Raw genomic sequence first — 21,259 nt, forward strand, 5'->3', positions numbered from 1 at the left:
ACCCCCAAGGACGCCGCGGCACGGCAAGGCACGGCCGGGCAAGGACGACGAGGAAGGCCAGGAATGGCACGGCAGACGGACACCGCACGCCGGCGGGAGTCGATGATCATCGTCGGAGGCGGTCTGGGCGGCCTGTCCACCGGGTGCTACGCCCGGATGAACGGCTACCGCACCAGGATCTTCGAGATGCACGAGATCCCCGGCGGCTCCTGCACCAGCTGGGACCGCAGCGACTTCACCTTCGACTGGTGCATCAGCTGGCTGCTCGGCAACGGCCCGGGCAACGAGATGTACCAGATCTGGCTCGAACTGGGCGCGCTCCAGGGCAAGGAGATGCGGCACTTCGACGTCTTCAACATCGTCCGGGGCCGGGACGGCCGGGCGGTCCACTTCTACTCGGACCCGGACCGGCTGGAGGCGCACCTGCTCGGCCTCTCGCCCGCCGACGCGGCGCCGATCCGGGAGTTCTGCGCGGGGATCCGGACCTTCCGCAAGGCGCTCGCGGCCTATCCGTTCCTCAAGCCGGTCGGGCTGATGGGCCGGTTGGAGCGCTGGCGGATGCTGGCCTCCTTCACGCCGTACTTCAACACCATCCGCAAGTCGATCGCGGTGCTGATGACGGACTTCTCGCAGCGGTTCCGCGACCCGCTGCTGCGCGAGGCCTTCAACTTCATCCTCTACGAGAAGCACCCGGCCTTCCCGGTGCTGCCGTTCTACTTCCAGCTCGCCTCGCACGCCAACCAGGCCGCCGGGGTGCCGGAGGGCGGTTCGCTGGCGCTGGCCCGCTCGATCGAGGACCGCTACCGCGGGCTCGGCGGGGAGATCACCTACAACGCCAAGGTCGAGGAGATCCTGGTCGAGCGGGACCGTGCGGTGGGCGTGCGGCTCAGCGACGGCCGGGAGTACCGTGCGGACATCGTGGTGTCCGCCGCGGACGGCCACACCACGGTGATGAAGCTGCTCAAGGGCCAGTACCTCAACGACACCTACCGCCGGCTCTACACCTCGCTGATCGACGAGCCGGGCCAGCTGTCGCCCGGGTACGTGGCGCTCTTCCTGGGCCTGCGCAAGCCCTTCCCGGCGGGCGACCCGTGCACCACCTACCTGCTGGACGAGCGGGAGGCGGCGGCGCTGACCGGGATCCGCTGCCCGTCGATGAACGTCCAGTTCCGCACCCGGCACTACCCGGAGCTGGCGCCCGCCGACTCCACGGTGGTGTTCGCGACGTACTTCTCCGACATCGCCCCCTGGCGGGCGCTGCACGAGGGCCCGGAGCAGTCCTCCCGGATCCGGCGCGGCGAGGAGCTGCACACCCTGCCGGTCAAGCACGGCCGGGAGTACATGGCGGCCAAGCGCAGGGTCCGCAACGGCATCGTCGGCTTCCTGGACGAGCGCTTCCCGGGCTTCAAGGACGCGGTGGCGATCGCCGACGTCTGCACCCCGCTGACCCAGGTCCGCTACACCGGTGTCTACGACGGGACCTTCCCCGGCTGGAACCCCTTCGTGGAGGGTGCCGAGACGGTGGAGGAGGAGATCAAGAAGAGCGGCCCGGTGCTGCCCGGGCTGTCGAACTTCTACCTCTCCGGGGTCTGGGCGACCATCGGCGGGCTGATCCGGGCGGCCGCCGCCGGACGGCACGTCATGCAGTTCGTCTGCCGGGACGACGGGCTGGAGTTCACCGCCGAGATCGACCGGAGCGCACCGATGCCGACGCACCTGGTCATCCCGGTGGGCCGGGCCGCCGAGCCGGACCGGCGGGCGGAGCCGGCGGAGGCCGGCGCGGCACGGACCGAGGACAGCGAGAACGTGGAGACGGGAGCCCTGGCATGAGGATCGAGAAGTGGGTGGTCCGGGAGCACCTGGACGGCGTGCCCGACGTCAACCGGGTCTACGGGAAGGTCGTGGAGGAGGTCGAGATCGACCTGCGGCCGGACGAGATGCTCTTCCGGACCAGGTACGTCTCGGTGGACCCGTACCAGAACGGCCTGGCGCTGGAGACGCCGATCGGCCACCACATGGGCGCCGACTCGATCATGGAGGTGGTCGAGGCCGGACCGGAGGCGGCGTTCGGGGTCGGCGAGCTGGTGCAGGGCTTCGGCGGCTGGCGCACCCACGTCGTCCACAACGGCGCCGAGGAGCTGTGGACCACCGGCACCTTCCCGATGGTCTTCCCGGCCTACCGCCGGCTCGACCCGTCCTGGTACGACGAGCGGCTGCCGCTGTCCACCGCGCTCGGCGTCATGGGCGCGCCCGGGATGACGGCCTGGGGCACGCTCACCCGCTTCCTGGAGGTCAGGCCCGGCGACACCGTGGTGATCAGCGGCGCGTCCGGTTCGATCGGCACCCTGGTGGGCCAGTTGGCGAAGCGGGCCGGCGCCGGCCGGGTGGTCGGCACCACCGGTTCGCCGGGGAAGGCGGAGTACCTGCGCGGGCTGGGCTTCGACGAGGTGGTGCTCTACGCGCAGACCGACGACGCGGAGAAGGCCCGGCAGTCGCTGCTGCTCGCCGCGCCGGACGGCGTCGACCGGTACTTCGACAACCTGGGCGGGAGCATCACGGACGCGGTGTTCACCATGCTGAACGTGGACAGCCGGGTGGCGGTCTGCTGGCAGTGGGCGACCACCGTGAACGGCGAGCTGACCGGGCCGCGGCTGCTGCCGTACATCATGTTCCCGCGCACCACGATCCGCGGGATCTTCGCCCAGGAGTGGTTCACCGAGCCGCTGCTGGCGCAGATGCACCGGGAGCTGGGCAGGCTGGTCGGCAGCGGGGAGATCCGCTACCACCAGACCGTGCACAAGGGCTTCGACGCGATCCCGCAGGCCTACCGGAGCCTCTACCTGGACCGGGAGGCCAACCGGGGCAAGGTGCTGGTCGAGGTGTGAGCCGGTCCGCGGGCGGGAGGGCGGCCGGCCCTCCCGCCCGCGGCGGCTCAGTCCTCGTCGGGGCCGCCGGCGTCGGAGCCGTCGGGGGTGCCGGTGAGCGCGTACCCCTGGCGGCGCGCCTCGTAGCAGGCCACCGTGGCGGCGGCGGAGACGTTCAGCGAGCCGACCCGGCCCAGCTGCGGCACGAAGACCACCTGGTCGCAGAGGCCGAGCGCCTCCGGCGTCACCCCGCGGTCCTCGTGGCCGAGCACGAAGGCGACCGCCGGGGTCAGCTCGGCGGCGAACATCGGCACCGCCTCGTCGGCGAGCTCCAGGCCGACCACCTTGAAGCCGTCGGCCTTCGCGGCCGCGATCGCCTCGGCGACGGTCGGGTGGTGCTCCACCTTCAGGTACTTGTCGGTGCCCATGGCGGCCTTCTGCGCGCCGGAGGAGCGCACCGACGGGGTGTCACCGGTGAGGTAGAGCTTCTCCGCGCCCATCGCGGCGCCGGTCCGGACGACCGAGCCGACGTTGAACGGCGACTGGAGGTTCTCCAGGATCATCGCGAGCCGGAACTCGTTGCCACGCCGCCAGGAGCGGTGCAGCCGCTTCAGTTCGGTCCCGCGGAGCTGCTTCACGACGTCGTCCCTCGTCCACTCTCGGGGCCCTCGCCCGCCGTCGGGCGGGGCCGCGCTTCCAGAATCCGGAACCCGTTGACCGAGGTCAGCCGGGTGGTCGGCCAGCCCTGCTCGTTCAGCCACTTCTGCAGCGAGTCCGAGCCGAGGTGCTTCTGCACCACCAGGAAGGCGGAGCCGTCCGGGGTCAGCCGGCCGAGCCACTGCTCCAGCAGCCGGCGCAGCCCCGCCTTGCCGATCCGGATCGGCGGGTTGGAGTAGATCGCCGCGAACCGCAGGTCGGCGGGGACCTCCTCGGGCAGCGCGGCCTGCACGTTGCCCAGCCCCAGGGACTCGGCGTTGTGCCGTACCAGCTCCAGGGCGCGGCCGTTGACGTCCACCGCCCAGACCGGGAGCCGCTTGCGGCGGGTCGCCCAGGTCAGCGCGATCGGGCCGTAGCCGCAGCCGACGTCCAGGATCGGGCCGCGCACCCGGGGCTGCGGCGCGTGCTCCAGCAGGATCCGGGTGCCCGGGTCCAGCCGGGTGCGGGAGAAGACGCCCGCGTCGGTGGTGAGCTCCAGGGTGAGGTCCGGCAGGGTGACCGTGATCGGACGGCGCTCGCTGGCGACCTCGGGTGCACCGGTGAAGTAGTGCGAGCCGGACATGGTTTCCCCGTCGTTCGTAAGGGCCTCGGGGCCACCGGGAGGTGTGGGTAAGCCCTGCTGGTACGGCTCCGATCGTACCCCGGTGGCCGGGAGGCCCGTTCTGCCCGGCGCGGGCGTCCCGGAGCGGGTGTCCCGGCGGAGGGCCCGGCGTGGCCGGCCCGGCGGGGTCAGTGGCTGCCGGGGGTCTTGCGGGTGGCGACGTTGATCCGGTTCCAGGCGTTGATGGTGAAGCAGAGCGAGATCAGCTGGGCCAGCTCCTGCTCCGGGAACAGTTCGGCGGCCCGCCCGTACACCTCGTCGGAGACGCCGCCGCCGATGTGGGTGATCTGCTCGGCCAGTGCGAGGGCGGCGCGGTCGCGCTCGCTGTAGACGCCCTCGGGCGCCTCCCGCCAGGCCGGCAGCAGGTAGATCCGCTCATCGCTCTCGCCGGCCTTGCGGGCGTCCTTGACGTGCATGTCCAGGCAGTAGGCGCAGCCGTTGAGCTGGGAGGAGCGGATCTGCACCAGCTCGACGAGGGCCGGGTCGAGGCCCTCGCGGGCGGCGGCGTCCAGCGCGATCATCGCGCGGAAGACCTTGGGGGCGGTGCGGGCGTGGTCGAGGCGGGCGGGGTGTTGGGGAGCCTGCGCGTTGGTCGTCACGGGAACGACCCTAGGGAGCGGGTGCACCCCGGGGGTGGTGCAGTTCCGATCGGTTTCCACGGGTCAATCCGGGTAGGAGGCAACACGCCGACGGGCCGGTGGCACGTCGCGCCGGGGAGGCGGCCGACGGATACTGCCAGTACCCCACCGGGCAGTCGCCATCGGGTCGGAAGAAGCCTCCGAGGAACCTTCGAGGAACGAGGACGGACGCCATGCCGCAGAACCACGAGGACTACCTGGACGAGGTCGACGAGGCCGCGGAGCCGGACGAGGGGACGGCGGAGGACGAGTACGACGAGCTGGCCGAGCGGCGCGCGCTGGGCGCGGACCCGGCCACCGACGTCGCGGACGTCGCCGAGCAGAGCCGGGTCGTCCAGCTGGACGAGGACGAGTACCGGGAGTAGCCCCGCGGGAGCGGCCCCGGCGGGGTCAGAGCGCCCCGCGGCGCTGGAGCCAGCCGAAAGCCGCCCAGCCCGGGAGCACCGGCAGGACGAGGGTGAGCAGCCGGAAGAGCGTGACGGCGGCCAGCGCCCCGCCGTGCTCCATCGAGGTGGTCGCCAGGCCGGCCACCAGCGCGCTGTCCACGAAGCCGGCCCCGCCCGGGGTCGGCGCGGCGTTCCCGGCCGCGTTGCCGACCAGGAACACCACGCCGACCGCGGCGAAGCCCGGATCCTGCCCGACCGCCCGGGCCGAGCAGTACAGGCAGGTGATCAACGCGATCGACACCATCAGCTGCCCGGTGAAGCCGACCGCCAGCCGCCCGGGGTTGCGCAGCAGCTCCACCAGCCGGGGCAGCACCTCGGCGGTCAGCGGGCGCAGCCGGGCCACCAGCCAGCGCCGGGCCGGCGGCACGGCGGACACCGCGGTCAGCAGGGCGCCCGCCGCGGCGATGCCGCCGATCACGAACGGCCGGGCCTCCCGCTCGGAGCCGCCGATCTCGATGCCGGTCAGGTAGATGAAGGCGCCGAGCTGGAGCAGGTGCAGCACCAGCCCGAGCAGCTGTCCGACGCCGATGCTGGACAGCGCCTGCGCGGTCGGGATGCCGGCCCGCTGGAGGAAGCGGGTGTTCAGGGCGACGCCGCCGACCCCGCCGGGGGAGACCAGCTTCACGAAGGAGCCGGCGACCTGCGCCAGCACGGCGTTGCGGAAGTCCAGCCGCTCGGGGACGAAGCCGACGAAGCCCATCGCCCCCATGACGTGGCTGGCGGCCGCGGCGAGCAGGGCGAGGACGAGCCAGAACGGGTCGGCGTCGGCGACGGCGGTGACCGGGTTGCGCTCGGTGGCGAAGAACTGCGGCAGCAGCAGCCAGCCGGCCACCAGGCCGCCGCCGACGGCGACCAGGGTGCGGGGGCGCAGCCGCTCCAGCCGGACCGGCCGGACGGGGGCCTGCGGGCGGCTGCGGAGGACCTCGGCGCGGATCTGCTCCAGCAGGTCGGGCGCGGGCGGCCCGGGGGCCGCGGAGGGCGCGGACTGCTCGGTCCGCGCGGCCCGCTTGAGGGCGTGCCGGGTGCCGGGGGTCAGTGCGATCGGCTGGAGCAGCGGCAGGGCGGCGGCGACCGCGTCCGGGCCGAGCACCGCCACCGCGGCGCGCACCGACCGCGCCGCCCCGGTGCGCAGTGCCAGCGTGGTGAGCAGCTGTGCGATGTCGCTGCGCAGCACCAGCTCGCCCGCCGCGATGTCGCCGTCCGCGAGGTCCACCAGGTGCACCGCCCCGGCCTCGTCGACCAGCAGTGCGGAGGGCTCCAGCGCACGGTGCGCGATCGCCCGCCGCTGGAGCAGGGCCAGCTGGCCCCAGGCGTCGGTGAGCAGCGCGTCGGTGAGCTCCGCGTCGGCCAGTTCGTCCAGGGTGCGGCCGGGCAGCCGCTCGTAGGCGACCGCCGCGGTGTCCGGGCAGGGTTCGGCGGTGGCGGCGATCCGGCGGGTGCGGACCCCGGCGGCGACGGCCGCGTAGGAGACCAGGGCCTCGTGCTCCAGTCCGTTGCGCAGCGAGCACAGGGAGCGCGGGTGCGGGGCGGTGCGCAGCCGCATCCGCCGCCAGGCCCGCTGCACCAGGGCGGCGGTGACCGCCTGCCGGTCGAGCAGCCGGACGTCCAGCTCGGGGCGGCCGTCCTGCTGCCGGACCAGGTAGCGGTCCGGGCCGGCCGGGACGGCGGAGACCGGGCGCAGGCCCGCCTCGCGCAGGCTGTGCAGCAGCAGGGCGGGCCGGGGTCTGGGGTCCGGGGCGCCGACGGCCCAGCGGGTGCCGTGGGCGGCCGTCCAGCCGATCAGCACGCCCAGCAGCAGGGCGGTCGGGGTGGCGGCCCCGGAGGCGAGCCCGGCCAGCGCGGAGAGGGCGAGGACGGTCCACGGCACCCGCCGCTCGCGGGCGGCGGAGGCGGTGAGGAAGGCGAGGACCGGGGCGAGGTAGCCGTACACCGGCTCGGTGCGGGCCAGCGGGTCGCCGGGCAGCGGCTGGGTGAGCGCGGAGACCAGCGAGAACGGCGCGTGCCCGTCGATCCAGAGGTCGAGGGCGAGCGAGGCGCCGTAGGCCAGGACGGCGGCCAGCACGCCGTCGGAGAGCTGCTGGAGGACGTGCCGCCGGTCGGCCGGGGCGCGGAGCAGCCGGCGGGCGGCCGAGAGGCCGGGCAGGAGCAGCAGCGCGGCGGTGGTGAGGCCGGTGGCGACGGTGCCCAGCGGGTGCGGCACCAGTGCGGCGGCGGCCGCGACGTCCTCGGCGAGGCCGCTGCTGGTGGCGCGGGCGTAGTCGGCGCACAGCAGGGCCAGGGCGGTCGCGGCGAGGCCGGCGAGCAGCCGGATCAGCGCCGCGGGCTGCCGGATCCGGCCGGTGCCGGATATGCCCGGGAACGGGGGGTCCCCCGTGTCGCCGGTCGTGCTGACTGCCGCGTTCCCCGTCACATCCGCCACGAACGGCATGCTCCCACGCGGCCCCGGGGGCGTGTCCCGGGGAGCGGTGCGGGCCCGGCGTCACTACTGTGCGTTCCATGAGCGCCTGCGAAGACCTCGCCGCCGCACCCCGGGACATCGCGCCCCTGCCGCCCGAGGACGGCTGTGCCGACTGCCTGGCCCAGGGGCGCCGGGACTGGGTGCACCTGCGGCTGTGCCTGGACTGCGGCCACATCGGCTGCTGCGACTTCTCGCCGCAGCGGCACGCCACCGCGCACTTCCACAACACCTCGCATCCGGTGATCCGGTCCTACGAGCCGGGGGAGGACTGGCGGTGGTGCTTCGTCCACGAGCTCATGGGGTGACCGGCGCGGAGCGGGTCGGCCGGGTCGGCCGGGTTGCCGTTCCGGCGGCCATGGGTTGAGGTGTAATCCCCGACCAATCGGGACATAACGCCCGTGCGGCCCCCGGACGGGACCCTTCCAGCCGGCGGCCACCGAAGGGAGGCCGAAGATGACCAGGCGAACAGCGGGAGGCTCTCCCAGGCTCCGCCGCGGTGCCCAGGAGCTGCTGGAGCGCCGCTGCATGGCGACCACGCCGGACACGCTCCCGCCCCGGCCGCGCACCGGAACCCCGTGGTCCGCCGCCGGCGACGGGGCGGCGGGCGCCGCCTTCCTCCGGCACGGCGGCCGGGGCGCGGTGACCGCCGCCCCGCACTCCGCGCCAACGCAGCACGCCGAGCTCCGGGGACACCGGCACCGCGGTGCCGAGAAGCACAGCGCGCACTGAGCGCCCCGCCCCGGCCGCCGCCCCGACCCGCGTTCAGGGCGGCGGCCGGGCGCGCGGTGGCGCTGCCGCCGGCGTTGTCGGTGGCCTGCGGTACGGTTCCCGGTGATCGACAGCAGCAGGTGAGCGGGGGCGCGGGCGATGGCTGAGCTGGTGACGGAGGAGCCGGTGGAGCTCCAGCTGGAGCGGTACCGGACGGAGCTGACCGGGTACTGCTACCGCATGCTCGGCTCGGTGTTCGAGGCCGAGGACGCCGTGCAGGAGACCATGGTCCGCGCCTGGCGCGGCCACCGGGGCTTCGAGGGCCGCGCCGCGCTGCGCTCCTGGCTCTACCGGATCGCCACCAACGTCTGCCTGGACGCGCTGAACGGCCGCAACGCCCGGGCCCGGCCGATGGACCTGGCCGGCCCGTCCACCGTGGCCACCGCGAGCGACGCCCAGCTGCCCGAGGTGACCTGGATCGGCCCGGCGCCGGACGGCCGGGTGCTGCCCGAGAGCGGCGACCCCGCCGAGGTGGCCGCGCAGCGCGAGTCGGTGCGGCTGGCCTTCGTCGCGGCGCTCCAGCGGCTGGCGCCCCGGCAGCGGGCGGTGCTGATCCTGCGCGAGGTGCTCGGCTGGCGGGCCGGCGAGGTCGCCGAACTGCTCGGCGTCACCGTCGCCTCGGTGAACAGCGCGCTCCAGCGCGCCCGGGCCGCGCTCGCCGCCGACCCGGCCGCGTCCCGGCCGGCCGCGGCGCTGGACGAGGACCACCGCGCGCTGCTGGACCGGTACGTCGCCGCCTTCGAGGCGTACGACATGGACGGCCTGGCGGCGCTGCTGCACGAGGACGTCACGCTCAACATGCCGCCGTTCGCGCTCTGGCTGACCGGGCACGCGGACCTCCGGGAGTGGATGCTCGGGCCGGGCTGCGGCTGCCGGGGCTCGCGGCTGGTGCCGGTGACGGCCAACGGCGGCCCGGCGTTCGGCCAGTACCGGCCGAGCCCGGAGGGCGGCCACGAGCCGTGGGCGCTGATCGTGCTGGAGGTGTCAGCGGGCCGGATCACCGGGCTCACCAACTTCCTCGACACCGAGGTGCTGTTCCCGCTCTTCGGGCTGCCGCCGCGGCTGGCGGCCGGGGAGTAGCCCCGTGCCGTCCTCCTCGACCGGGAGGACGGCGGCCAGCCCGCTGAACGCCAGCAGTTCGCGCAGCGGGCCGCCCGCGTTGCGCAGGACGAGCCGGACCCCGTGCCGGGCGGCGGCGAGGCGCAGCCGGGCCAGGGCGTCGACGACGGCCAGGTCGGGGGCGGTCAGGGCGCCCAGGTCGCAGCGCAGCGCGCGGTCGGCGGGCGCCACCGGGCCGCTCGTCGGGTCGTACGTGGGGTCGTACGTGGGGCTGCTCCTCGGTTCGGCCCGCCGTTCGGTCCGCTGGACGGTCTTCGGTTCGGTCTTCGGTTCGGTCTTCGGTTCGGTCTTCGGTTCGGTCTCCACGGAGATGAGACCGGCGCGGCGGACCGGTCTCATCGGCCCGCCGGGAGGATTCCCGAAAAAACTTCTCCGGAGAGCGATGAGTTTGCGCCGCGCCCCCGGTCTACCCCTGTGAAAGCGCGGCACCGAGCGGCGCGTCCACCGAGCAGAAGGAACCACCACCATGACCGAGAACCTCGGCACCCTGTCCCTCGCCCGCGAGCTGCCGGCCTCCCCGGCCGACGTCTTCCGGGCCTACGTCGAGCCCGAGCAGTTCGTCCGGTTCTGGGGCCCGGTCGGCACCCACGTGCCGCTGGACACCGTGACCATCCAGCCGGAGGTCGGCGGGCGCTTCGACAGCACGATGGTGATCGAGGCGACCGGCGACCGCTACCCGCTGCGCGCCCGGTTCACCGCGATCCGCGAGGGCGAGATGCTGGAGTTCTTCGAGGAGGGCGTCGGCCTGACCGGCCGGATCACCCTCGTCGACCTCGGCGACGGCCGGACCCGCGTGCTCATGGAGCAGGAGAACGTCCCGGCGATGTTCCTGGGCCCGGAGGCGGAGGCCGGCCACAACTCCAGCTTCGACCGGCTGGTCGAGCACCTGGCCGACCGGAGCTGAGCGTTCCGGCGGCTGGCAGAGTGGGGGCACGTTGTCCCCGCACCCCAGGAGGCCCCGTCGTGTCGGTCGAGCCGTTGAAGTCCCGTGAAGAGTGGCTGGCCTCGCTGCCGCGGATCTACGCGGCGGCGGGGTGCGTCCTGCGGGACGCGTCCGGGCGGATCCTGCTGGTCAAGGCGGGGTACCGGGAGCACTGGCAGTTCCCCGGCGGGACGATCGACCTGGGGGAGGGGCCCGCCGAGTGCGCGGCCCGGGAGCTGCTGGAGGAGACCGGCATCGTCCGGGAGGCCGGGGACCTGCTGGCCATCTCCTGGACCCACCCCTCGGACGAACTCGACCACCCGGCCGAGCACTTCCTCTTCGACTTCGGCACGGTCCGGGACGGCACCCCCGTGACCGTCCCGGCCGGCGAACTGGACGACCACCGCTGGGTCGCCGATGAGGAGGCCTTCGAACTGCTCGGGCCGGCGCGGTCGCTGCGGCTGCGGGCGGCCCTGGAGGCGAAGGCGGACGGGCGGGTGCGCATCGTGACCACCCATGTGTCGGGCTTCTGAGCGGTCGACGGTGTCCCGGGGCCGCGCCCGTCCCGCGCGGCCCCGGAACGGTCCGGTCAGTCCTGCTGGTTCCCGGTGCCCGAGGCGGCGAAGGCGGCGAGGATCTCGGCGACGAACCGCTCGATCCCGGCCTTCTCCACCCCGAGGCCGTTCAGCACCCCGGCGCCGTTCTCCAGCTCCAGCAGGGCGAGCAGGATGTGCTCGGTGCCGACGTAGTTGTGGCCGAGCTTGAGCGCCTCCCGGAAGGTCAGCTCCAGCGCCTTCTTGCCCTGCGCGTCGTACGGGATCAGCGCCGGCACCTCGGCGCCGGGCGCGGGCAGGGCGGCCGTCGCGGCCGCCCGGAGCGCCTCCGGGGCGATGCCCTGGGCGGCGAGCGCCCGCACGGCCAGGCCGTCCGGCTCGACCAGCAGGCCGAGCACCAGGTGCTCGGCGCCGATCTCGGCGTTGCCGGCCTGGCGGGCCTCCTCCTGCGAGGCCATCACGACGTGCCGGGCCCGGTCGGTGAACCGGCCGAAGCCCTGGCTCGGGTCGAGGTCGTTGGGGGTGGCCGGGTCCTTGGGCACGAAGCGCTTCTGGGCGGCCTGCTTGCTGACGCCCATGCTGCGGCCGATGTCGGTCCAGGAGGCGCCGGAGCGGCGGGCCTGGTCGACGAAGTGGCCGATGAGGTGGTCGGCGAGCTCGCCGAGGTGGTCGGCGGCGATGACCGCGTCGGAGAGCTGGTCGAGCGCGTCGGGGTGGAGCTTCTTGATCGCGTCGATCAGGTCGTCCAGGCGCAGCTGAGTGGTCTTGGGAACGATCGGATTCTCCATAGCGTCAACCGTAGGTTGTCGATCCAGGGATCGTCAACCTAAGGTTGACGCTATGCCGGGTCGGTCTTCCGTCAGCCCCGCTTCTCCCACACGTACGCCGCCGAGACCGGGTGGCTGCGGTACTTCTCCCACTTCGGCTTGAGTGCGATCCACCCCTCGTCCACCACCGCCTCCCGCATCTCCACCAGCGTCCAGCCCGCCGCCAGTCCGGCCGTGAGGTGGTCGGAGACCAGGTGGACGTGGGTGGTGATGGCGACGTCCGCGCCGTCCGCGCCGGTGAAGTGGGTCGGCATGCCGGCCGCCATGATGAAGGACGGGTGCAGGCCGACCAGGACGCAGCGCCCGCCCGGGCGGGCCAGCCGGAAGGCCTCGCGGTAGTACGGGCCGAGGTCGGCGAGGTGCTCGTCGATCAGCGAGGAGATCACCAGGTCGTACGCGCCGGCGGTGAGCCCGGTGGCGGCGACGTCCCCCTCGGTGAGGCTGTCGTGGGCGCCGCGCTCCTCGGCGCGCGCCAGCATCTCGGGCGTGAGGTCCACGCCGTCCAGCACCAGCCCCGCGGCGGCCCGGCCGCGCAGCCAGGCGCCCGTCCGGCCGGTGCCGCAGCCGAGGTCGGCGGCCCGGCGGACCTCCGGCCAGGCGGGGAGGGCGAGTCGGTCGAGGACGGCGAGGTCCATCGCGTCCTCGACGGTCTGCTCATAGGTGTCGACCCAGCCGGCGTAGCCGGTCCGGACGTCCACGGTGGGGTAGTTGCGGGTGTCGAAGTCGGAGAAGTCCACCATGCCCGGCAGTATTGAGGGCCGACCCGGGCGCTCGCGAACGATTATCGGAGCGTCAGCTTGAATCCGTCGTGGCTGCGGTCGAAGCCGAGCGAGGCGTAGAACCGGTGCGCCTCGGCCCGCCGCTTGTCGCTGGTCAGCTGGACGAGCGTGCACCCGCGCTCCCGGGCCCGCTCGATCGCCCGCCGCATCAACTCCCGCCCCAGCCCCGACCCCCGCCGGTCCGCCCGGACCCGGACCCCCTCGAACAGCGCCCGCTCCGACCCGCCCCGCCCGAGCCCCGGGATGTAGGTCGCCTGGAGGTATCCGAGCACCGTCCCGTCCCCCTCGTCGAGCACCAGCATCTCGTTGCGCGGGTCGGCGTCGATGTCGGCGAAGGCCCGCGCGTACGCCCCGCCGACCTCGACGGAGGCGGGACCGGTGGTCCCCTCCTCGTCGGTGAGCAGGGCGATGACGGAGGGCAGGTCCCGGCGGGTGGCGGTTCGGAGGATCACGCCCCGGAGTGTGCCAGAGCGCGGACCCGGTGCCGGAGCGGGACGTCGGACCGGCCGACGTCCCGCTCCGCCCGTCGAAACGGGAGGGGGTCGGAGGGGCCGGCGGAACCGGCCGAACCGCTCAGGAGGGGAGCAGGCGGGCCCGGACGGCGGCGAGGTCGGCGGGGGCGACGCCGGCCGTGAGCAGGTAGGGGGCGGGGGAGAAGTCGGCGAGGGTGGCGGTGACGGCGGCTTCGGCGGTGGTGCCGGCCTCGGCGAGGGCGGCGTCGATCCGGCGGTACGGGTCGGGGAGGCCGAGCATGCCGTAGAGGGGGCGGACGTTGGGGGCGCTCAGGAGGTAGTCGGCGACGATCTCGGCGGGGTGCACGTCGGCGAGGGCGAGCAGCAGGAGGGCGGCGAGGCCGGTGCGGTCGCGGCCTGCGCCGCAGTGGACGACCAGTCCGCCGGGGCGGGCGCCGGCGATCGTGGTGATCAGCTCGGCGGCGGCGTGCGGGCAGTGGTCGAGGTAGGGGCGCAGGGCCAGCGGGGTGCCGTCGAGGTGGCCGTAGGTCTGCCACCAGGCGGGGCCGGCGAGTTCGTCCAGCGGGACGCGGATCAGCTCGACGTCCTCGGGGAGCGACAGGAGGGGCTTGTACTCCTCGATGTCGCGCAGGTCGACGACGGTGCGCACGCCGTGGTCGAGGAGGGCGTCCCAGCCCTCGGCGGTGAGGCGGTCCAGGTTGTCGGCGCGGGCGATCGCGCCGCGGGCGGTGCGGGCGCCGGTGGTGGTGCGCAGTCCGCCCAGGTCGCGGACGTTGAGGCAGCCGTCCCAGACCAGGGTGCGGTCCTCGGTGGTGGTGGCTTGCGCGTCGGCCCGGCTCATCGGTTCCCCGTTTCCTCGACGAGGGGGTCCCGTTACCCCCTCGTTATGTGGACTTCCGATGCGGCGGGATGGTTCCTCAGATGTTCGGATGATCGGTGGGGCGGGGGTGGTCAGGTGGACCCCCGGCGGGCAGCGGCACGGTGCACGGCCGCGCCTCGCCGTGGCGGTGTCGTCGAGCCGCGGGAACGCGCTACGGGTGGGCGAAGTCCCAGAGCGGCCGGCCGAGGGTGTCCGCGCAGCGCACGACGGCGAAGCGGTCGTCCCCGGCGGAGAGGAAGCCGTGGGCGACGCCGCGCAGCACCGTACGGGCGGCGGCGTCCGCCCGCGTCCAGGCGCCGGTGAGGACGAGCGCGCCGTCGACCAGCTCGGCGCGCTGGATCCGGGCCACCGGGACGGCCAGCAGGGCGGCGTTGACCTGTTCCAGCTCGGTGCGGGAGAGGTAGGTCTCGCCGGTCGCCCCGCCGCGCTCCCGGTCGGCCCGGCGGCGCAGCTCCGGCAGCCCGTAGTGGCGGACGGCGGCCACCGAGTCGTCCAGGGCGACCCGCCAGCGCGGGCCGGGCAGCACCTCCCACCAGACGTCCGCGCAGACCGGCAGCAGTTCGCCGATCCGGGCCCGCCAGGACTCGACGCCGTAGACGGCGCGCGGGTCCGGGCGCGGGCCGGGGAGGGCCGCGGCGGCCCAGTCGCTCCGGCGGACCAGGCTGAGGTCGAAGGTGTAGCGGAGCCCGTCGTCGGTGCGGTGCTCGACCACGCCGAGCAGGGCCCAGTGGGTCGGGTCGGGGAGGCTGAAGGTCCGCCGCCAGCCGGTGAGGCCCAGGAGGCGGAGGGCGGGCGCGAGGTGGTCGCGCAGGCCGCGCTCGAAGAGCTCGTGGGCGGCGGGGGTCATGGCGTTCCTGGGGATGGGGTGGGGGAGCGGTCGGCGGCGCCCGGGGTGCGCGGGAGAGGTGGGGGCGCACGGGCGAGGACCGGAGTGAATAGTTCACCTACAACGTAGGCGATAAGTCGACTTTGATGCCGCAGACGAAGGCCAGAAGGTCTCAGGACCTTTGACCTGAAGGTTCTTTTGTCATAGGGCCCGCGTCCGGACCTTCGTGGACCGGGCGGCGGCCCGGGCGGCGGCGCGGGTGCGGGACGGCCGTCCGGGCCCGCGGGAGTGGGCGTTCGCCCAGATGGCGGATGATGTGGCGGGTGCAGAGTGCAGAACGCCCCGGAGCGGGCACCGACAGCGCCGTCGGCCGGTCCGGACCGGTCCCGACGTCAGGCCCGCCACCCGGCCCGCCCACGGGCGCGGGCACCACCCCCGTCGATCTGACCGAGGCCGTCCGGGCCGCGCAGGACGGGGACGAGGAGGCCTTCCGGCTGCTGTTCCGGACCGTCCAGCCGGGCCTGCTCCGCTACCTGCGGGTGCTGGTCGGCGGCCGGCCCGAGGACGCCCAGGACGCCGAGGACATCGCGTCCGAGGCGTGGCTGCAGATCGCCCGGGACCTCGGCTCCTTCACCGGTGACGGCGACGGCTTCCGCGGCTGGGCGGCGACCGTCGCGCGCAACCGGGCACTGGACCACCTGCGGGCCCGCCGCCGGCGGCCGGTCACCGACCTGCCCTTCGAGTACCTGGCCGGGCTGGCGGGCGGCGACGACACCGCCGGGGCGGCGCTCGCCTCCGTCGGCACCTCGGACGCGCTGGCGCTGATCTCCCGGCTGCCCCGGGACCAGGCCGAGGCGGTGCTGCTGCGGGTGGTGATGGGCCTGGACGCGGAGAGCGCCGCCCAGGTGCTCGGCAAGCGCTCGGGCACCGTCCGGATGGCCGCGCACCGCGGGCTGAAGCGGCTCGCCAAGCTGCTGGAGCAGTCCTTCCCGGCGGGCGCGGCCGGAGCCGGGATCCCGGCCGCGCGCCCGGGCCGGGACGGTGGCCCGACGGACGGTCCGGCCGGGGGGCCGACCGGCGGCGGGACGGCCCGCAAGGGGCTCGGACGAGCCGGGAAAAAGAATTCTCCGCAGGGTGTGACAGAACGCCGGGCCGCGACGCTGAAGGACATGAGATGAGCACCAACCGATCCCGTCGGATCGACCGTGACACCGCCGAGCAGCTGCTCGCCGGTGCCGTGGGCGGCCCGTCGGCCGGGCGGGACGCCTCGCTCACCGGCCCGGACGGCAACACCGGGCACACGGGACCCCTCCGGCCCGGCGACGGACCGGAGAAGCGGGTCGCCCGGGTGCTCGCCGCCGCCGCGGCGCCGGCGGCGCGGGGCGAACTGGCCAGGGAGGAGGCGGCCCTGGCCGCGTTCCGGGAGGCCCGTCTCGCACCCGCTCCCGCCGTACCCGCCGCACCCGCACCCGTCCGGAGACGATCGATGGCAACCGCCGCGTTGACGAGGGCCTTCAGCACGAAGGCCGTCGCCGTCGTGCTCGGCGCCACCGCGCTCGGCGGGGTCGCGGTCGCGGCCGGGACCGGCAACCTTCCCTCGGCGCTGGGCGGCGGCGGTTCGGACGAGCCGAAGCGGCACGTGGTCGCCCCCGTGACGTCCGCTCCGGCGAGCGCCGCGGAGAGCCGTTCCGGAACCCCGTCGGCCGGCGGCCCGTCGGCCCGGCCGCTGACCGCCGCTCCGACCGGTGGAACCTCCGCCGGTCCGTCGGGCGGTCCGGCCGCCGCCGATCCGTCCGCCCCGGCGAACCGGCCGACCGCGCCGCAGCCGCCCGCCGCCACGCCGGGGGACGGGCGCGGCCCGTCGAACCCGGTGGCCCACGCGGCGCTCTGCAAGGCGTTCTCCGACCGGGCGGGCAAGGGCGAGCGCCCGCGCACGCTGGTCACCGATCCGCAGTTCGGCGGGCTGGTCGGCGCGGCCGGCGGGACGGACAAGGTGGAGGACTACTGCGCCCGGCTGCTCCGCGAGGCGGGCGACGGCGACCGGCAGGGCGGTCCGGCACCGACCCGGTCCGGCGCCGCGGCCTCCGGGAGCGGCGGTGGCGGCGGTGGCGGCAACGGCCAGGGCAGCGGCGGCAGCGGCCAGGGGAGCACCGGCCAGGGCTCGAACGGCCAGGGGTCCACCGGCCAGGGCGCCGGCGGCCAGGGCTCGAACAGCCAGAGCGCCAACGGCTCCGGCGACAACGGCGGCGGCAGCGCCGACCGGACGTCGAAGCCCGTCGGCACCGTGCTGCCCGCACCGCCCACGGCGGTCACGCCGGCCCTCCCGGGGCAGACGAGGACCGACCGCGTCGACAAACCCGACGCCGACACCTCGGGCAACCCGAGGTGACCCACGATCTCCGGATGGGCGGCGAGCGAATCCCCCCGGGCCCGTCGCCCATCCGGACCGCTCCGCCCGCACCACCGCAGTAACCGCAGACCCCGAGTGGCCGGCCGGCCCCCCCGTGCCGCCCGTCCACCCGGCCGGCCCCGTCAGGACCGGCAGGCGCACCCCGGAACGCGCCCGCCGGTCCTGACGGACCGGAACCCGCCGGCCCGCCCGCCCGCAGTCAGGGCGGGCCGGCACCCCGCTCGACCAGTCCGAACCGGACCGATCGTGAACCGTCGTCGAGGGACGACCCACGAGCCGGCGGTCGGGGATCCGCTGCCCGGTTCCCCGGCCGCCCCCCTCTTCCGGCGAGCCGCCGGCGCCCGGCTGCCGACTGCCGCCGGGGGCTATCGTGCACAGGTGCACGAGGCGGTCCGGGACCCCGGGCAGGGCCTCTGAGGGGAGCGGTTCCAGGTGATCGGACGCGCGCTGAACGGGCGCTACGAACTCGTCGAGATACTCGGCGTCGGCGGCATGGCCACGGTCTGGCGCGGGGTGGACCACGTGCTGGGCCGCCAGGTGGCCGTCAAGGTCCTCAACGGGGGCCTCGCCGACGACCCGCGGTTCGCCGAGCGGTTCGGCCGCGAGGCGCAGCACGCCGCGATGCTGGTCCACCCGAGGATCGTCATGGTCTTCGACTCCGGGGTGGACCAGGGCTCGCCGTACATCGTGATGGAGCTGGTGCAGGGCCGCTCGCTGGCCGCGCTGCTGGCCCAGCGGCCGGGCCTGCCGGTCGAGCAGGCGGTCGGGATCGCGGCCGCGGTCTGCGAGGGGCTGGCGCACGCGCACGCGGCGGGCCTGGTGCACCGGGACATCAAGCCCGGCAACATCATGATCACCGGCGACGGCGGGGTGAAGGTCGTCGACTTCGGCATCGCCCGGGCGGGCTCCTCGCACAACCTCACCCAGACCGCCCAGGTGCTCGGCACCGCCGCGTACCTGTCGCCCGAGCAGGCCACCGCGAGCCCGCTGGACGGCCGCACCGACCTGTACGCGGTCGGCTGCGTGCTGACCGAAATGCTCACCGGCGCGCCGCCGTTCACCGCCGAGACGCCGGTGGCGATCGCCTACAAGCACGTCGGGGAGCTGCCGCTGCCGCCCTCCGCCCGGCGCCCCGGCCTGCCGCCCGCGCTGGACGCGGCGGTGCTGCGGCTGCTCGCCAAGCACCCGGCGGAGCGTCCGGCGGACGCCGCCGCGGCGCGGGCCGAACTGCTGGCCTGCGTACCGGGGCTGGTGCCCGCCGACCCGACCGGCGAACTGCTCGCCGCCGCCCCGCTGCCGCCCGCCTTCCCCACCGCGGCCCCGGCGGACCAGCAGCACACCACCCTCCTGCCGCCCCAGGCGGTGCCGCTCGCGGTCCCGGCCCCCACCTCGGTGATGGCGCCGATCCCGATGGCCCCGCCGCCGCTGCCGGAGCCCGAGCGCGAGAGCCGCCGCAAGCCGATCGTGCTCGGCGCCCTCGGCCTGGCCGGTGTCGCCGGCGCCGCGGTGCTCGCGCTCAGCGCCTTCGACGACCCGGCCACCCCCGCCGCCGCGCCGTCCACCCGCCCCACCGCGACCGCTCCGGCCGCCCCGGCGTCCACGCCCGCCCCGACCCCGACCCCGACGCCCACCCCGAGCGCCACCACCCCCTCCGCCCGGCCGACCCCGACGGCCCCCGCCACCACCCCGGCCCCGCACAACCCGGCCCCGCTGGTCCAGATCAACGCCCTGCGGCAGAGCATCGCGCAGACCCAGGTGGAGAAGGACCGCTCCCGCCAGATCGACCTGCTGCGCACCCTGGACGAGGCCACCGCCCGTCTCAACGAGGGCCGGCCCGACGACGCCGCCGGCACGTTGAAGGGCGCCCAGCGGACCGTCCGGGACCTCGCCAAGAAGCACGCCATCGACGGCCCGACCTACCAGAACTGGAACTCCCGCCTCTCCTCGCTGATCACCTCCCTCAACGCCGTCGCCGACGAGGAGGACTGAGCGGACCGGGGGGCGGCGGTTCAGACGCCGAGGAAGCGCTGGAGCTGTTCGAGGACGTAGTTGGCGCCGGTGTAGCCGACGCCCTGGAACCACAGCTGGTCGTCGACGGGGAAGGCACGGTGCGCCTTGACGGCCTCCAGGGACTGCCAGCCGGGGCTCGCCAGGACGGCGTTGAGGCCGTTGCGGTCCGGGTCGCCGTAGCCGGCGTAGAGGAGCAGGTCGCCGTCGGCCCGGGCGAGCTGCTCGGGCGGGAGCTCCTGGTCGGCCTGGTCGGTGTTCTGGGCGTCCGGCCGGCCGAGGCCGGCGTCGGCGAGCACGGAGCCCGGGAAGGTCTGCCGGGCGTACTGCCGGATGCCGCCGCCCTCCACGAAGCGGAGCAGGCTGACCTTCCGCCCGCCCGCCCGGGCGTTCGCCAGCGCGGTCACCACCTGGCCGACGTGCCGCTGGTAGGAGGCCGCGAACGCCGCCGCCGCGTCCTGGCGGCTCAGCGCCTGGGCGTGGGTCTGGACGTTGGCCTTCCAGGGCGCGCCGGTGGTCTGGGTGAGGACGGTCGGGGCGATCGCCCGCAGCTCGTCGTAGCGGTCGCCGTCGCGGGCCTGGTTGGAGAGGATGAGGTCGGGCCGCAGGGCGCGGACCGCGGCGAGGTCCGGGTCGCCGACCGGGCCGACGTAGGCGGTCCGGGCGAGCCGGGAGGCGGGCCAGTAGTCGGGGAAGGCCCGGTCCGCCGCGGGCCGGGCCGCGCCGACCGGGGTGATGCCGAGGGTGAGCGCGGAGTCCAGTTCGGCGGTGTCCAGGGCGACCACCCGCATCGGCGCGCCGGGCACGGTGACCGGGCCGGTGGCGGCGGCCACGGTGACCTCCGGCAGCGGGGTGGGGGAGGGCGTCCCGGCGGCCGTGAGGCCGGTCGGCGGGGACGCGGCGGGTCGGGCGGTGGTGCAGCCGGTGAGCGCGGCGCCGCCGAGCCCGCCGAGCGAGGCCAGCAGGGTGCGGCGGGTGAGCGGGGGCATCGGCACCTCGGACGGCGGGGGAACGTGAGCGCGGTCCGTCGATTATGTCCGAATTGGTGCGTAATCAGCGCATAAGACCTCGCTACGCGTCCGCCGCGGCCGCCCACGGCGCGCCCGGCACCACCAGCGGCGTGCCGGTCACCGGATCCGGCACCACCACCGACTCCAGCCCGAACACCTCCCGCACCAGCTCCGCCGTCACCACCTCGGACGGCGGGCCCTCGGCGACGATCCGCCCGTCCCGCATCGCCACCAGGTGGTCCGCGTAGCGGGCCGCCTGGTTGAGGTCGTGCAGCACCGCGACGACGGTCCGCCCGCGCTCGACGTTCAGTCGGCGCACCAGGTCCAGCACCTCGACCTGGTGCGCGATGTCCAGGAAGGTGGTCGGCTCGTCGAGCAGCAGGATGTCGGTGCCCTGGGCGAGCGCCATCGCGATCCAGACCCGCTGCCGCTGCCCGCCGGACAGCTCGTCCACGCCGCGCTCGGCCAGCTCGGCCGTCGAGGTGCGCTCCAGCGCCTCCGCGACCGCCGTCTCGTCCTCAACCGACCACTGCTGCCACCAGCTCTGGTGCGGCTGGCGGCCGCGCGCCACCAGGTCGGCCACCGCGATGCCCTCGGGGGCGCTCGGCGACTGCGGCAGGAGCCCGATCCGCTGGGCGATCCGCTTGGTGGGGACGCGCGCCAGCTCCTCGCCGTCCAGCAGCACCGCGCCGCGGACCGGCTTCAGCAGCCGGCCCAGCGCGCGCAGCAGGGTGGACTTGCCGCAGGCGTTCGGGCCGACGATCACCGTGACCCTGCCGTCCGGGATCCGCAGCGAGAGCTTCTCGGCGACGGTGCGCGCCTCGTAGGCGAGGGTCAGCTCCCGCGCCTCCAGGCGGTGGGCGGCCGCCCGGTCGGCGGAGCCGGCGGCAGCGGAGCCGGCGGTCGACTCGGTGGCGACGGACTCGGTGCGGACGGACTCGGCGTCGGCGGGCATCGGGA

23 protein-coding genes are annotated in these 21,259 nt (G+C 75.1%); 11 read left to right on the plus strand and 12 right to left on the minus strand.

The genetic code is table 11. From position 1 onward, the window contains the following. Positions 1–63: 63 nt before the first annotated feature. Positions 64–1,830: a phytoene desaturase family protein gene (locus ACFVFS_RS10010; RefSeq protein ID WP_380622146.1), complete on the plus strand. Its 1,767-nt coding sequence runs from the start codon at positions 64–66 to the stop codon at positions 1,828–1,830. Beyond that, positions 1,827–2,885 (plus strand): MDR family NADP-dependent oxidoreductase, encoded by a 1,059-nt coding sequence (locus ACFVFS_RS10015; RefSeq protein ID WP_380622148.1) that lies wholly within the window; start codon positions 1,827–1,829, stop codon positions 2,883–2,885. The genes ACFVFS_RS10010 and ACFVFS_RS10015 overlap by 4 nt, the downstream gene beginning before the upstream one ends. A gap of 47 nt (positions 2,886–2,932) precedes the next feature. On the opposite strand, the gene ACFVFS_RS10020 is transcribed toward ACFVFS_RS10015, so the two are convergent. The 3 genes from ACFVFS_RS10020 to ACFVFS_RS10030 all read right to left on the minus strand — a co-directional run bounded on the left by ACFVFS_RS10020 (position 2,933) and on the right by ACFVFS_RS10030 (position 4,781). Then, entirely contained in the window at positions 2,933–3,502 is a 570-nt protein-coding gene (locus ACFVFS_RS10020) for a TrmH family RNA methyltransferase (RefSeq protein WP_376094715.1), read from the minus strand. Further along, on the minus strand, positions 3,499–4,143 hold the full coding sequence (locus ACFVFS_RS10025; RefSeq protein ID WP_380622150.1) for a class I SAM-dependent methyltransferase: 645 nt from the start codon (positions 4,141–4,143) through the stop codon (positions 3,499–3,501). The genes ACFVFS_RS10020 and ACFVFS_RS10025 overlap by 4 nt, the downstream gene beginning before the upstream one ends. Before the next feature lie 167 nt (positions 4,144–4,310). Then, positions 4,311–4,781 (minus strand): carboxymuconolactone decarboxylase family protein, encoded by a 471-nt coding sequence (locus tag ACFVFS_RS10030; protein ID WP_380622152.1) that lies wholly within the window; start codon positions 4,779–4,781, stop codon positions 4,311–4,313. 212 nt (positions 4,782–4,993) lie between these two features. On the opposite strand from ACFVFS_RS10030, the gene ACFVFS_RS10035 reads away from it, so the two are divergent. Continuing rightward, positions 4,994–5,185 (plus strand): hypothetical protein, encoded by a 192-nt coding sequence (locus ACFVFS_RS10035; RefSeq protein ID WP_380622154.1) that lies wholly within the window; start codon positions 4,994–4,996, stop codon positions 5,183–5,185. 25 nt (positions 5,186–5,210) lie between these two features. On the opposite strand, the gene ACFVFS_RS10040 is transcribed toward ACFVFS_RS10035, so the two are convergent. Beyond that, complete coding sequence (locus ACFVFS_RS10040; protein WP_380622156.1) at positions 5,211–7,685, minus strand: lysylphosphatidylglycerol synthase domain-containing protein; 2,475 nt, start codon at positions 7,683–7,685, stop codon at positions 5,211–5,213. Between the two features lie 77 nt (positions 7,686–7,762). On the opposite strand from ACFVFS_RS10040, the gene ACFVFS_RS10045 reads away from it, so the two are divergent. The 3 genes from ACFVFS_RS10045 (at position 7,763) to ACFVFS_RS10055 (ending at position 9,572) form a co-directional block, all read left to right on the plus strand. Beyond that, the gene (locus ACFVFS_RS10045) at positions 7,763–8,029 is read left to right on the plus strand and encodes a UBP-type zinc finger domain-containing protein (protein WP_376094700.1); all 267 of its coding nucleotides are present in this window, start codon (positions 7,763–7,765) and stop codon (positions 8,027–8,029) included. 148 nt (positions 8,030–8,177) lie between these two features. After that, positions 8,178–8,453 (plus strand): hypothetical protein, encoded by a 276-nt coding sequence (locus tag ACFVFS_RS10050; RefSeq protein WP_380622159.1) that lies wholly within the window; start codon positions 8,178–8,180, stop codon positions 8,451–8,453. Positions 8,454–8,591: 138 nt separating this feature from the next. After that, a complete protein-coding gene (locus ACFVFS_RS10055; RefSeq protein ID WP_380622162.1) occupies positions 8,592–9,572 on the plus strand; it encodes a sigma-70 family RNA polymerase sigma factor in 981 nt (326 codons plus the stop codon). Here the strand turns inward: ACFVFS_RS10055 and ACFVFS_RS10060 are convergent. Continuing rightward, positions 9,477–9,917 carry an STAS domain-containing protein gene (locus ACFVFS_RS10060; RefSeq protein WP_380622164.1) on the minus strand — a complete coding sequence of 147 codons (441 nt, stop codon included), beginning with the start codon at positions 9,915–9,917 and terminating at the stop codon, positions 9,477–9,479. The two genes, ACFVFS_RS10055 and ACFVFS_RS10060, sit on opposite strands and share 96 nt — an antisense overlap. 160 nt (positions 9,918–10,077) lie before the next feature. On the opposite strand from ACFVFS_RS10060, the gene ACFVFS_RS10065 reads away from it, so the two are divergent. Continuing rightward, positions 10,078–10,515 (plus strand): SRPBCC domain-containing protein, encoded by a 438-nt coding sequence (locus tag ACFVFS_RS10065; RefSeq protein WP_380622166.1) that lies wholly within the window; start codon positions 10,078–10,080, stop codon positions 10,513–10,515. A 59-nt stretch (positions 10,516–10,574) separates the two neighbouring features. Next, positions 10,575–11,066, plus strand: coding sequence for an NUDIX domain-containing protein (locus ACFVFS_RS10070; RefSeq protein ID WP_380622168.1), 492 nt, complete (start codon positions 10,575–10,577; stop codon positions 11,064–11,066). A 56-nt stretch (positions 11,067–11,122) separates the two neighbouring features. Here the strand turns inward: ACFVFS_RS10070 and ACFVFS_RS10075 are convergent, their stop codons facing one another. From ACFVFS_RS10075 to ACFVFS_RS10095, 5 genes are all read right to left on the minus strand, one after another. Beyond that, complete coding sequence (locus ACFVFS_RS10075; RefSeq protein ID WP_380622171.1) at positions 11,123–11,875, minus strand: Clp protease N-terminal domain-containing protein; 753 nt, start codon at positions 11,873–11,875, stop codon at positions 11,123–11,125. Between the two features lie 71 nt (positions 11,876–11,946). Next, a complete protein-coding gene (locus ACFVFS_RS10080; RefSeq protein ID WP_380622173.1) occupies positions 11,947–12,654 on the minus strand; it encodes a class I SAM-dependent DNA methyltransferase in 708 nt (235 codons plus the stop codon). Between the two features lie 41 nt (positions 12,655–12,695). Further along, a complete protein-coding gene (locus tag ACFVFS_RS10085; RefSeq protein ID WP_380622175.1) occupies positions 12,696–13,145 on the minus strand; it encodes a GNAT family N-acetyltransferase in 450 nt (149 codons plus the stop codon). Between the two features lie 121 nt (positions 13,146–13,266). Further along, positions 13,267–14,007, minus strand: coding sequence for a tyrosine-protein phosphatase (locus tag ACFVFS_RS10090; protein WP_380622177.1), 741 nt, complete (start codon positions 14,005–14,007; stop codon positions 13,267–13,269). 190 nt (positions 14,008–14,197) lie between these two features. Next, complete coding sequence (locus tag ACFVFS_RS10095; RefSeq protein WP_380622179.1) at positions 14,198–14,893, minus strand: hypothetical protein; 696 nt, start codon at positions 14,891–14,893, stop codon at positions 14,198–14,200. Positions 14,894–15,315: 422 nt separating this feature from the next. On the opposite strand from ACFVFS_RS10095, the gene ACFVFS_RS10100 reads away from it, so the two are divergent. The 3 genes from ACFVFS_RS10100 (at position 15,316) to ACFVFS_RS10110 (ending at position 19,271) form a co-directional block, all read left to right on the plus strand. After that, positions 15,316–16,050 carry an RNA polymerase sigma factor gene (locus ACFVFS_RS10100; RefSeq protein WP_380622361.1) on the plus strand — a complete coding sequence of 245 codons (735 nt, stop codon included), beginning with the start codon at positions 15,316–15,318 and terminating at the stop codon, positions 16,048–16,050. Continuing rightward, a complete protein-coding gene (locus tag ACFVFS_RS10105; protein ID WP_380622181.1) occupies positions 16,047–17,261 on the plus strand; it encodes a hypothetical protein in 1,215 nt (404 codons plus the stop codon). The genes ACFVFS_RS10100 and ACFVFS_RS10105 overlap by 4 nt, the downstream gene beginning before the upstream one ends. A gap of 453 nt (positions 17,262–17,714) precedes the next feature. Next, positions 17,715–19,271: a protein kinase gene (locus ACFVFS_RS10110; RefSeq protein ID WP_380622183.1), complete on the plus strand. Its 1,557-nt coding sequence runs from the start codon at positions 17,715–17,717 to the stop codon at positions 19,269–19,271. 20 nt (positions 19,272–19,291) lie between these two features. Here the strand turns inward: ACFVFS_RS10110 and ACFVFS_RS10115 are convergent, their stop codons facing one another. Together ACFVFS_RS10115 and ACFVFS_RS10120 are read right to left on the minus strand one after the other, a co-directional pair. Beyond that, a complete protein-coding gene (locus ACFVFS_RS10115; protein ID WP_380622185.1) occupies positions 19,292–20,278 on the minus strand; it encodes an ABC transporter substrate-binding protein in 987 nt (328 codons plus the stop codon). Between the two features lie 82 nt (positions 20,279–20,360). Further along, the gene (locus ACFVFS_RS10120; RefSeq protein ID WP_380622188.1) at positions 20,361–21,254 is read right to left on the minus strand and encodes an ABC transporter ATP-binding protein; all 894 of its coding nucleotides are present in this window, start codon (positions 21,252–21,254) and stop codon (positions 20,361–20,363) included. Between the last annotated feature and the right edge of the window lie 5 nt (positions 21,255–21,259).

It is taken from the genome of Kitasatospora sp. NPDC057692, from assembly GCF_042799475.1.
Classification (GTDB): domain Bacteria; phylum Actinomycetota; class Actinomycetes; order Streptomycetales; family Streptomycetaceae; genus Kitasatospora.